An 11,719-nucleotide genomic window follows, 5' to 3' on the forward strand; every position below is an offset into this window, starting at 1 on the left:
CCGGGTGATCGTGGGGCCGTGACGTTCCCCGCGCGCGAGAGATCGGTCGCTTCGATGCTCGATCCGTTCGGACTGGAAGTGCTGGGGCGGGATCAGTGCCTGGAGCTGCTCGCCACCGCCGGGATCGGGCGCGTCGTCTTCACCGCGCGCGGCCTGCCCGCCGTCCAGCCGGTGCGGTTCGTGCTGGCCGACGACGCCGTCAACTTCGGCACCCCCGCCGCCAGCCCGTTGTTCGCCGCGGCGCACGACGGCGTCGTCGCGTTCGAGGCCGACGCCTTCGACCCGGAACTGGAGCACGGCTGGTGGGTGACGGTCCTCGGCCGGGCCCGCGCCACCCGCGAGCGCGCCCGCGCGTGGCCAGCGAGCACCACCGACGACCGTTGGATCCGGATCCCGCTGGAAGTAGTCTCGGGACGGCGGCTCGCGGGGTAGAGCTGCCGGAAGGGCAGTGGTGATCGGACCGGGCGCACGCGGACTTGTCGAGGCCGTCGTCGGGGTCGCGGCGGACCTCAGCCTGCCCGAGATCCTGACCAAGATCGTCACCAGCGCACGCGACCTCACCGGCGCCGCGCACGCCGTCATCCAGGTGCCCGACGCCGCCCCCGTGTGGTCCGGCGATCCGGCCGCGCCCGGCGCGCCGCTGACCATGCCGCTGCACGCCCGCGGCGGCCGGTTCGGCGAGCTGCGGCTGCGCAAGGAGGGTGGCTTCACCGGCAGCGACCGGGAAGCCGTGGTCACGCTGGTCGCCGCGGCCGGGATGGCCATCGACAACGCCACCCTCTACGAGCGGACCCGCAGCCGCGAGCGCTGGCTGGAGGCGTCGCACGAGGTCACCGCGGCCCTGCTGACCGGCGAAGACCCGCAGCGCACGCTGCGCTTGATCGCCGAACACGCCAGGGTCGTCGCCGGCGCCACCGCCGCCGCGGTCGCCGTCCCACGCGAGGACGACCCGGGCACCCTGGTGTTCGAGGTGGTCGCCGCGGGCGAGCACGTCCCACCGGGCCTGGCCGGCCTGACGGTGCCGGTCGAGGGCACCGCGAGCGGCGAGGCGTTCCGCACCGGCGAGGCCGTCGTGGTGCGCAACTACGGCCGCTACGTAGCCAAGGAGCAGGCCAAGGTCAACGTCCAGCTGCCCGACCAGGTCACCGAGCTGGACTCAGCGGTCGCCGTGCCGCTGATCGTCGGTGGCGAGACCCTCGGCGTGCTGCTGGTCGCCAAGTTCGGCGAAGCCGCGCCGTTCACCGACGACGAGGTCGGCCTGGCCCGCACGTTCGCCGGTCACGCCGCCCTGGCCATGGAGTTCGCCCGCGCCGAGGAGGACCGGCAGCGGCTGGCCGTGTTCACCGAACGCGACCGCATCGCCCGCGACCTGCACGACCTGGTCATCCAGCGGCTGTTCGCGACCGGCCTTGGGCTGGAGGGGCTGCGGCCGCTGGTCACGCAGCCCGAGGTCGCGGAGCGGCTGACCGGCTTCGTGCACGAGCTGGACCGCACGATCCGGGAGATCCGCAACAGCATCTTCTCCCTGACCCAGCCCGCGGAGACCGCGGAGGGGCTGCGCGCGGAGCTGCTGCGGTTGGCCCGGGACTGCACGCCCACGCTGGGGTTCGCGCCCCGGCTGGGGTTCACCGGGCCGGTGGACACCGCCGTGCCGCCGCCGGTGCGGGCCGATCTGTCCGCGACGGTGCGGGAGGCGTTGTCGAACGTCGCCCGGCACGCCCGGGCGCGCACGGTGTCGGTCGAGGTGGCGGTGGACGCGTCGGGCCACTCGCTGACGCTGACCGTCACCGACGACGGTGTCGGCATCCCGGACGAGCCCGGACGGCGCAGCGGGCTGGTCAACCTGGACGAACGCGCGGCGCGGTGGCGGGGCCGCTGCTCCGTCGGGCGCGGCGGCGAACGCGGGACGACACTCGTGTGGACGGCCGAGCTGAACGGCGCGGGAGGGCTGCGATGACGATCTCGGTGTTCCTGCTCGACGACCACGAACTGGTGCGGACCGGGTTGCGCACCGTGCTGGAGTCCGAAGGCGACATCCGCGTGGTCGGCGAGGCCGGCACCGTCGCCGACGCGCTGCGCCGCATCCCCGCGCTGACACCGGATGTGGCGATCCTCGACGTGCGCCTGCCAGACGGCGAGGGGATCGGCGTGTGCCGGGAGGTCCGGTCCTCGGTGGAACCCGCGCCGGCGTGCCTGATGCTGACCTCGTACTCCGACGACGAGGCCCTGACCGGGGCGATCATGGCCGGGTCCGCGGGTTACCTGCTCAAACAGGTGTCCGGGATGAACCTGGTGGACGCGGTCCGGCGGGTCGCGGCGGGCGGGTCGCTGCTGGATCCGGAGCTGACCGCCAAGGTGCTGCACCGGATGCGCGGGGACGAACCCGGGTACGCGCAGCTCAGCCCGCAGGAGCGGCGGGTGCTGGGGCTGATCGCGGATGGTCTGACCAACCGGCAGATCGGGGAGCAGCTGCACCTGGCCGAGAAGACGGTCAAGAACTACGTGTCCTCGGTGCTGCACAAGCTCGGCTTCGAACGGCGCACGGAAGCGGCGGTGTACGCCACCCGACGGCGTGACATCTCCGGTCCGCAAACAGGGCCATTGGACCCTGTTCGGGGCTTGCGTGATCGGCGAAGGTGAAGAGGTCACAACAGAAGATTCTCGGTCGCGTCGGTCGCCGCGAGCTGAGATAACCGGCCGGAGCAGCGGCCTCCCACCCCTCCCGCTGCTCCGGTCAACTATTGTCTGCTGTGGACGGTGGGGGTAGGTTGCGCCGGATGGGACTCACCGGGTCGGAGATCTCCGAAGCGGTGCACGACGCCGGATGGCGGTACGTGTTGTCGAGCCTGTGCACGTCGGTGGCGGTGCCCTCGGCGCGGGAGGCGGGCACGCTGGCGCGGCGGGTGCTCGCGATCGCGGACCACGCGGAGGTGGACATCCGCCCGGGCACGGTGCGATTGGTGTTGCGGCCGGTGACGGCGGGTGAGATCGACCTCGCGCGGCGCATCTCCGAGCTGGTGCGGGAACTCGGGTACACACCGCGGCCGCGGGACACGCAGCGGCTGGAGATCGCGATCGACGCGCTGGACGCCGAGGCGATCGTGCCGTTCTGGCGAGCGGTGCTGGACTACGCCGACGGGCCGAACCCGCCTGAGCTGATCGATCCGCGCGGCCAGGGCCCGGCGATCTGGTTCCAGCGGATGGACGCGCCGCGTCCCCAGCGCAACCGCATCCACCTCGACGTGTCCGTCCCCCACGACGAGGCCCCGGACCGCATCCGGGCCGCGCTGGCCGCGGGAGGCGTGCTGCGCTCCGGCGAGGCGGCCCCGGCGTTCTGGGTCCTGGCCGACGCCGAGGGCAACGAAGCCTGCATCACGACGTGGCAGGGCCGGGACTAGGACGGCCGCCCCACCGCACGCCGCTCTCCCGCAGCGACGCACGCCCCACCTCCCCGCGCGCCGCTCCTCCGCAGCGGTGCAGCCGCCCCACCCCACCGCACGCCGTGGACCGTTGAACGGACAGTTCAATGCCGCACGACTGGACACCTCGCGAACCACCGCCAGCCGCAAAAGCCCCGACCAGGCCCGGCCCGGCGCAGCCCACATACCCCAGCCCACGCAGCTCCACCGCAACGGCACAACCACCCCACCCACCGCCGGCCGTTGAACGGACAGTTCAATGCCGCACGACTGGACACCTCGCGCACCGCCGCAAGCCGCAAAAGCCCCGACCAGGCCGGGCCCGCCCCACCTACCCCAGCGCGCGCAGCTCCTCCGCCGCCCGCAACACATCGGCGTACCGCACGTACAACCCGGCCAGTCCGAACCGCAGCACCTCGGGCGGCCGGAAGTCCCCGATCACCCCGCGCGCGATCAGCTTCCCCATCGCCGCCTTGGCGTCCGGCCACGCGACCGAGATCTGGTTCCCCCGCGAAGCCGGCGTGACCACCCGCGCCCCGGGTACCAGCTCGTCCAGGCACCGCAAGAAGAACTCCCCCAGCGCGAGCCCCTTCGCGCGCACCTGGTCGATCGTCACGTCACGCCACACGTCCAGCGCCGCGTCCAGCGCCAGCATCGAAAGGATGTCCGGCGTCCCGGTCCGGCCGCGGCTGATCCCGGCGCGGCCGGCGTACCCCGGGGTCATCCCGAACGGATCGGCGTGCCCGGCCCACCCGGTCAGCGGCTGGTCGAAGTCCTCGAGCCACTTCCGCGCCACGTAGAGGAAAGCCGGCGCTCCCGGGCCCCCGTTGAGGAACTTGTACGTGCACCCGACGGCGAGGTCGACCCCCGCGTCGTCCAGCGGCACCGGCACCGCCCCCACCGAATGGCACAGGTCCCACACCACGACCGCCCCGGCCGCGTGCAGCGCCGCGGTGATCCCCGGCAGGTCGTGCAGCTCCCCGGTCACGTAGTCGACGTGGTTGACCAGCACCACGGCCGTCCGCGAACCCGCTTCGCTCGCCAGCGCGCCGACCGGCACCCGCCGCACGGAGTGACCGGTCATGCGCGCCGCGCTCTCGGCGATGTAGCCGTCGGTGGGGAACGTGCCCGCGTCGACCAGGATCTCCGGGCGCCCCGGGTTCAGCCGCGCCGCCGCGACGACCGCCTTGAACAGGTTCACCGTCGTGGAATCGCCGACCACCACCTGGCCCGGCGCGGCGCCGATCAGTGGCGCGATGCGGTCGCCGATCCGCTCCGGCGCGTCCCACCAGCCCTCGTCCCACGACCGGATCAGCCGTCCGCCCCACTGTTCGCCGATCACCTCGGCCATCCGCGGCGCGACCCCGCGCGGCGGCGCGCCCAGTGAATTCCCGTCCAGATAGGACACTTCCGGGTCGAGATCGAACTCCGCGCGCTTGCCGGCCAGCGGGTCCATCGCGTCGAGTTCGGCCGCTTCGTCTCGCAGCGACATCGTGTCCCTTTCTCTCTATCGGTCTGTGTCGGCGGTCACATACAGTGGTGTCTCCGCCAGCTGATCACGAGGAGGTCGCAGTTGACCAGCCAACCGTCCGTCGCTGAGCAGGCCGAGGGCTTGACCATTCCCATGCTCCTCCGCCGCAACGCCGCGGAGTACGGCGACCTGCCGGCGCTCACGTCGCTGGACGACCCGGACCGCCCGACGCTCACCTGGTCCGCGTTCCGCGACGAGATCGCGGCGGTCTCCCGCGGCCTGGCCGACCTGGGTCTGCGCCGCGGCGAGCGGATGCTGATCATGGCACCGAGCACGCCGGACCACCTGATCGCCGACCTCGCCGCCACGCACCTCGGCGCCATCTCGTGCACGGCGTACGCGACGCTGAGCCCCGAGCAGATTTCCTACGTCGCCCGGCACAGCGCCACCCCGGTCGTCGTGCTGCAGGGCATGGACGAGCTCAAGCGCTGGCAGCAGGTCCTGCACGAACTGCCCGCGCTGCGCCGGATCGTGATGATCGACGCCGAGGCCGTGCCCGCCGGTGACGAGCGGTTCGTCAGCCTCGCCGAGCTCCGCGCGCGGGGCGCCGAACTGCACGCCGCCGACCCGCGGGTCTTCGAGGACGGCTGGGCGGACATCCGCCCCGAGGACCCGATCGCGATGATCTACACCTCGGGCACCACCGGCGACCCGAAGGGCGTGGTGCTGTCCCACCACAACGTCATCTTCGAGGCCTACGCCGTGCACGCGCTGCACGAGACGCCGCTGCACCCGACGAACATCGCGTACCTGCCGCTCGCGCACATCGCCGAGCGGGAGATCTCGATCTACATGCCGATCGTCTACGCCGGTCACGTGCACACGCTGGCCGATCCGACGCAGGTCGCCGGCGCGCTGGGCCGCGTCCACCCGCAGGGTTTCTTCGGCGTGCCGCGGGTGTGGGAGAAGATCGCCGCCGGGCTCAAGGCGATGCTGCCGAACCTGCCGGAGGACCGTCGCACCGCGCTGCTGCAGGCCAACGAGCTGCTGCAGCAGGGCTACAAGCTGCGCAACGCCGGCCAGGAGGTGCCGCCGGACCTGGCCGCGAAGATCGCGGAGACCGACCGGACCGTGCTCGCCCCGGTGCGCGCGCTTCTCGGGTTCGACAAGCTGCACTTCTGCTCCAGCGGCGCGGCCGCGCTGCCGGTCGAGGTGCTGTACTTCCTCGCCGGGCTCGGCGTGGAGATCCACGAGGTGTGGGGGCTGTCGGAGACCTCCGGCGCGATCACCTCGAACTCGGCGAAGGCGTTCCGCGCCGGCACGGTCGGGCGGGCGCTGGCCGACACCGAGATCAAGGTCGACGCCGACGGCGAGCTGCTGGTGCGCGGCCCGCTGGTGTTCATGGGCTACCTGCAGGAGGACGGGACGATCGCCTCCGCGCTGGACGACGACGGCTGGTTCCACACCGGCGACATCGGCACGATCGACTCCGACGGCTTCGTCACGATCACCGACCGCAAGAAGGAACTGATCATCACCTCGGGCGGCAAGAACATCGCGCCGACCCGCATCGAGGGGCTGCTCAAGGAGCACCCGCTGATCGGCCAGGCGGTGGCGATCGGCAACGACAAGCCGTACGTGACGGCGCTGATCGTGGTCGACGACGAGTTCCTGCCCGCGTGGGCCGCGCAGCAGGGCATCCAGGGCAGCGACCCGGTCGTGCTGGCCGAGCACCCAGCCGTGCGTGAGGAGATCCAGCGCGCGGTGGAAGCGGCCAACGCGCGGCTGTCGCGCGTCGAGCAGATCAAGAAGTACCAGGTGCTGGCCAAGCCGTGGACGCCGGAGAGCGGCGAGGTCACCCCGACGCTCAAGCTCAAGCGCCGGATCATCAACGACCGCTACGCCGACGACATCGCCGCTCTCTACACCGCCGACCAGTAGTCCGTCAGGCCGATCGGAGGGGCGTGGTCCACTTGCGCAAGCGCGGTGGAACACGCTTCTCCAGGCCGTACGGCTCCAGGTGAGCGCTGAACACCTCGTCGAACGCCTGCCGGACCGTGTCGGTGTCCCAGTTCTGCCGCTCCAGGATCGGCGCCTTCAGGTAGGGCTGGCCGACGATGTGCAGCTGCGGCCCGTTGCAGCGCACCAGCTGCCCGGTGATGCCCTCCGCCGCGTCGCTCAGCAGGAACAGCACGACGGGCGCGATCCGGGACGGCGTCCGATCGGGGGGACAGTTGCGCAGCGATCGCTCCGACTTCCAGACCATCCGGGTGTGCGCCAACGGGCAGACAGCGTTCACCCGGATGCCGGAATCTTCCAAATCCAGTGCCCACGAATACGTGAGCGACGCCACAGCTCCTTTGCTCGCCGCGTACACGCCGAGCTTGCGCTGGCCGAGCGAAGCGCCCGAGGAGATGTTCACGATCGACCCGCCGCGGCCGGCCGCGACCATGGCCTTCACCGCCGCGATCCCGGTGTACATCACGCCCAGGACGTTGACCTCGACCAGCTCCCGGACCTCGTCGAAGTCCTCCTCCCAGGGCAGCGCCTCGTAGTTCAGCCCGGCGTTGTTCACCAGGCCGTCGATCGCGCCGAACTCGGACACGCACAGGTCGACGATGGCCTGGGCCTGCGCCGGGTCGGTGACGGTGTGCCCGCTGGCCACCGCCCGCCCGCCGTGCTCGCGGATGTTGGCCGCGGTGCGTTCGGCCAGGTCGGCGTCGACGTCGTTGACCACGACCGCGGCGCCGGCCTGCGCCAGGTGCACGGCGAACGCCTCGCCGAGACCCCGGCCGGCGCCGGTCACCACCACCGCCCGGTCCTGCATCAGCATGTTCATCGGTTCTTCTCCCCACCGGCCAGTCCCCGAGCGCCAGCCCGTCCTCGGCTGCCTCCCTGGCCTGTGAGTCCAGTCTTCGCGCCCGGAGCGCCCGGCGGTGGGCGCGCACCGACGAACGGTCCGCTCACTGCGCTGAACGAGTGACGGCTGATCGGCCGGACTGACCGCACCGCCGGGTCAGCGGGACGAAAACTTCCACCGTTCGTCGTAATCCGAAGGTTAGAAGGTCTACCACCGTATGGGCCCATTGAGGCGATACCGTCGCGCGGTGACTGTTCGCCTGCCTGTAGTGAGCGGCATACTGATTGTTGCGGAATGTGTCACTTGGGTGACTGGCGTCACAGGAACCGGGCCGGCAGCGACAGAGTCAGTGAGCGCAGGCAACCGGCCGACGAGGGGGAAGTGGGGAGAGGTGTGAAGACCACGACTCGCCCATCCATGGGTGCGGCGCTCGCCAACCGCGAGTTCCGCACCGTGTGGCTGGCCGAGGCCCAGTCGGTGCTCGGCGACCAGCTGACCACGGTGGCGCTGGCCCTCACCGTCTACCACCGCACCGGCTCGGCACTGTGGTCCGCGGTCGCCTACGCCCTCACCTTCCTGCCCGCGCTGGCCGGCGGGCTCGGGCTGGCCCAGCTGGCCGACCGCTACCCGCGCCGCACCATCCTCGTGGTCACGGCCGCGCTGCAGGCGGTGTTCATCGCCGTCATGGCGATCCCCGGCATGTCGGTGGTGTGGCTGTGCGTGCTGGTCATGCTCGCGCGGCTGGCCGGCGCGCCGTCCAACGCGGCCCAGAACGCGCTGACCCGCGAGATCTTCACCGACGACGAGCTGTACCTGCGCAGCCAGGACATCCGCGGCATCACCACCAACACCACGATGCTGGCCGGGCTCGCACTGGGCGGCGTGATCGTCACCGCCGCCGGCCCGTCGCTCGCGCTGGCCCTGGACGCGCTGACGTTCGCGATCAGCGCGCTGGCCCTGCACCACTGGGTGCGCCCGCGGCCCGCGGCCGGCGACGGCGACGGCTCGTGGTTCGGCGCCATCAACTGGGTCGCGAAGCAGCGCAGGCTGCGCGTGCTGCTCGGCCTGTCCTGGCTGGTCGGCCTGGCCATGGTGCCGGCAGGCCTGGCCGCCCCGCTGGCGCGCGAGATCGGCGCGCCCGACCAGGCCGTGGGGTGGCTGCTGGCGGCGGACCCGCTGGGGTTCGCGCTGGGCGTGTTCGTCCTGTCCCGCTACGTCTCGGCCTCGGCGCGCCGCCGGACGGTCGGCGTCCTCGCCGTTGTCCCGACGGCACTGCTGCTCGCGTTCGGGCTGCAGCCCGGCCTCGTCCTCGCCCTGGTCGTCCTCGCCCTCGCCGGTGCGGCGGGCGCGTACATCATCACCGTCGGGGCCACGTTCATCACGTGGGTGCCCAACGAGCTTCGTGGCGGAGCGGGCGGCCTGTACCGGACCGGCCTGCGGGTCGCGCAGGGCGTCGGGGTCGCGCTCGGCGGCGTGCTCGCGCAGTGGTCCGGTGCGGCGACCACGGCCATCATGATCGCGGGCGCGGCCGGGGTGGTCCTCGGCGTGCCGCTGGCGATGGCGTGGCGGCGAGTGCTGGGCACGGACAGCGATGCGGCCCGCACCGACTGACGGCAGCGGTTGCTGCATTCGGAAGATCAGAAGTCACGGTCGCGCACGACGATTCACCTCACGTTTTTCCGGCGGAAACAAACACAAATCGACGGCACCTCAGAAGTCGCGGTCGCGCACGACGAACACCTCTCCCACGGGAACGGAAACGAACGCTATTCACAGCGGAGGATCAGAAGTCGCGGTCAGACACGAGGAACACCTCCATTCGGTGCCTGTGGCCGGGACGCGTTGCGTTCGCACACCCGCTCGTGGCGGAGGTACGCGGCGCATCGCGTGCGGTGAGATGATACCTGTTGATGGAAAGTACCCGGCGTCGTTCCGGGCACAGCAAAGTTACCCGGCTGCGGTACGCGATGTCGAGGGAAGGTGAGCCGATGCCTCCGCACCACGCGCGTCGGCGATCGCCTACACTCCACGGCGATCCGGACCCCAGGGAGGGCGTTCAGCCCATCGACGAGCGCAATTCGGTACCCCGCCAGGCCGCGCCCGGGAGGGCCGAGCCGAACACAAAGCGTGATGCGTCGAGTACGCGCCGCGCCATGCTGCCGCGGAATTGGGCATTGTGGCGCCGCCCGAAGCGATTCATCGCTTTCCTGCTCGTCGCCGAACTGATTGCGGTCGCGTGGCTCGTCGTCGCATTCGTGAACGCGAGCGCGCCGAGCGGTCTCGATTGGCTGCGGTTCGCGATTCTCACCGTGGGCGCCACGGCGCACATTCAACTGACCCGGCGCCAGGAAGAACGTCGGCGAAATGCGGGTGGACGGGTCCTGATCGACCTGACCGCGGTCTGGGTCGTGCCGGCCGCGATTATTCTTCCGGTGCCGTTGACGATCCTGGTCGTCGGTCTGGTGCGGGTGCAGCGCTGGTTCGTCGCGCGGCGGCCGGCGCACAACTTCGTGTACTCCACGGTGGCCCACATGCTGGCGGCGACGCTGGCCCACCAGGTGTACGTGGAGCTGGGTCCGCACGACTGGGGTTCGCTGGACATCGCGGGGTCATTGGTCGAGTTCGGCTGGATGCTCGTGGCCGGGCTGATCTACGAGGGCGTGCAGATCCTCTACATCGGGTCGGTGATCGCGCTGGCCGCGCCGGAGAAGGCGAGCGCGCGGACGGTGCTGGGCAGCCCGGCGGACAACGTGCTGGAGGCGATCACGATCGGCCTCGGCGCGGTGACGGCGATCCTGCTGGTGATCATGCCGCCGACGGTGGCGATCATGGCCGTGGTGACGGTGGTCTTCAACCGGCTCGCCGAGATCGAGCAGCTGCAGGCCGACGTGCGCACGGACCCGAAGACGCAGGTCGCGAACATGCGCGGGTGGACGGAGTCGGCCGAGCGGGCGCTGACGCGCGCCACGAAGGCGGCCGATCCGCTGGCGATCCTGATGATCGACCTGGACCACTTCAAGTGGATCAACGACACGTTCGGCCACCCCGCGGGTGACGACGTGCTGCGGAACCTGGCGCAACTGCTGGACGAGGTGACCCGCCCGAGCGACGTGGTGGGCCGCTTCGGCGGCGAGGAGTTCCTGGTGCTGCTGCCGGACACGGACCAGGCGGCGGCGACGGTCGCCGGGGAGCGCATCCGCTCGGCGGTGGCCGGACTGCGGATCAGGACGACCAACAAGCGCGGCGACCAGACACTGGTGTCGGACCGGACGGCGTCGATAGGCGTCGCGGTGTTCCCCGACCACGGCGACACCCTGCCCACGCTGATGCAGGCCGCGGACGCGGCGGTCTACGAGGCGAAGGAGGGCGGGCGGAACCAGGTGCGGATAGCGCGCGCCCCGCAGGATGCGGCCCCGTCGCGCGAGGTCAAGCACATCGCCCACTGACGGGTGCCCTTTTCGCATCGGGGATTCCCGCGGAGCCGAATGGCGGGGAATCGCCCATCTTCACACCGATCTAACAGTCTCCCTAGCGCCCGCCCGAAAGACACATCCCGTCGGCGGAAGAAACGCCGCATCACCCATTCCGGACACGCCGGCGCACTCGGGCCTCGCACCACCCGACAACGCCGCGACGTGCCCATTCACACGCCACCGAGAGTCCCACTCGCGCGCCCACGAACGGCCCATCCGCACACCCCCAGCCCCCGGCGCCCCCGCGCGCACACCTGCGCCGCACCCGCGCCTGCCAGCACGGACGTCCCCGACAGTCCCACTCGCGCCCCCACTTACCACCCACCCCGCGCACCCGCACCTCCCGACGCCCGCTCGCACCCGCACCTCCCGACCCCTCCACCTGCCAGCACCCACCCCAGCCACCCGCCGGCACACCCCACCCCGCACACGCCACCCCGGTGCCCGCGGACACCCACACCTCCCGGCCCCGACCCACGCCCCACACCTCCCGGCG

The 11,719-nt window shown here is 71.5% G+C and carries 10 protein-coding genes; 7 read left to right on the top strand and 3 right to left on the bottom strand.

What is annotated here, in order from left to right; all coding sequences use genetic code 11:
* Nucleotides 1-18 precede the first annotated feature (18 nt).
* The 4 genes from IE290_RS32350 to IE290_RS32365 all read left to right on the top strand — a co-directional run bounded on the left by IE290_RS32350 (nucleotide 19) and on the right by IE290_RS32365 (nucleotide 3,398).
* A complete protein-coding gene (locus IE290_RS32350; RefSeq protein ID WP_229874841.1) occupies nucleotides 19-432 on the top strand; it encodes a pyridoxamine 5'-phosphate oxidase family protein in 414 nt (137 codons plus the stop codon).
* A 19-nt stretch (nucleotides 433-451) separates the two neighbouring features.
* The gene (locus tag IE290_RS38440) at nucleotides 452-1,957 is read left to right on the top strand and encodes a GAF domain-containing sensor histidine kinase (protein ID WP_191248546.1); all 1,506 of its coding nucleotides are present in this window, start codon (nucleotides 452-454) and stop codon (nucleotides 1,955-1,957) included.
* On the top strand, nucleotides 1,954-2,640 hold the full coding sequence (locus IE290_RS32360) for a response regulator (protein WP_191248517.1): 687 nt from the start codon (nucleotides 1,954-1,956) through the stop codon (nucleotides 2,638-2,640). The genes IE290_RS38440 and IE290_RS32360 overlap by 4 nt, the downstream gene beginning before the upstream one ends.
* Nucleotides 2,641-2,777: 137 nt before the next feature.
* A complete protein-coding gene (locus IE290_RS32365; RefSeq protein WP_191248518.1) occupies nucleotides 2,778-3,398 on the top strand; it encodes a 4a-hydroxytetrahydrobiopterin dehydratase family protein in 621 nt (206 codons plus the stop codon).
* A 352-nt stretch (nucleotides 3,399-3,750) separates the two neighbouring features.
* On the opposite strand, the gene IE290_RS32370 is transcribed toward IE290_RS32365, so the two are convergent.
* Nucleotides 3,751-4,911: a kynureninase gene (locus IE290_RS32370; RefSeq protein WP_191248519.1), complete on the bottom strand. Its 1,161-nt coding sequence runs from the start codon at nucleotides 4,909-4,911 to the stop codon at nucleotides 3,751-3,753.
* Nucleotides 4,912-5,043: 132 nt separating this feature from the next.
* Between IE290_RS32370 and IE290_RS32375 the strand changes: the two genes are divergently transcribed.
* The gene (locus tag IE290_RS32375; protein WP_191248547.1) at nucleotides 5,044-6,831 is read left to right on the top strand and encodes an AMP-dependent synthetase/ligase; all 1,788 of its coding nucleotides are present in this window, start codon (nucleotides 5,044-5,046) and stop codon (nucleotides 6,829-6,831) included.
* A gap of 4 nt (nucleotides 6,832-6,835) precedes the next feature.
* Here IE290_RS32375 and IE290_RS32380 read toward each other — a convergent pair whose 3' ends face one another.
* On the bottom strand, nucleotides 6,836-7,729 hold the full coding sequence (locus IE290_RS32380; protein WP_191248520.1) for an SDR family NAD(P)-dependent oxidoreductase: 894 nt from the start codon (nucleotides 7,727-7,729) through the stop codon (nucleotides 6,836-6,838).
* Between the two features lie 438 nt (nucleotides 7,730-8,167).
* Here IE290_RS32380 and IE290_RS32385 point away from each other — a divergent pair, with 438 nt between their 5' ends.
* Nucleotides 8,168-9,361, top strand: coding sequence for an MFS transporter (locus IE290_RS32385; RefSeq protein ID WP_191248548.1), 1,194 nt, complete (start codon nucleotides 8,168-8,170; stop codon nucleotides 9,359-9,361).
* 445 nt (nucleotides 9,362-9,806) lie between these two features.
* Here the strand turns inward: IE290_RS32385 and IE290_RS38080 are convergent, their stop codons facing one another.
* Entirely contained in the window at nucleotides 9,807-10,070 is a 264-nt protein-coding gene (locus IE290_RS38080; RefSeq protein WP_229874848.1) for a hypothetical protein, read from the bottom strand.
* Here IE290_RS38080 and IE290_RS32390 point away from each other — a divergent pair.
* The gene (locus IE290_RS32390; protein WP_373300594.1) at nucleotides 9,976-11,196 is read left to right on the top strand and encodes a GGDEF domain-containing protein; all 1,221 of its coding nucleotides are present in this window, start codon (nucleotides 9,976-9,978) and stop codon (nucleotides 11,194-11,196) included. The two genes, IE290_RS38080 and IE290_RS32390, sit on opposite strands and share 95 nt — an antisense overlap.
* Nucleotides 11,197-11,719: the final 523 nt, after the last annotated feature.

The organism is Amycolatopsis deserti, from assembly GCF_014653945.1.
GTDB lineage: Bacteria > Actinomycetota > Actinomycetes > Mycobacteriales > Pseudonocardiaceae > Amycolatopsis_E > Amycolatopsis_E deserti.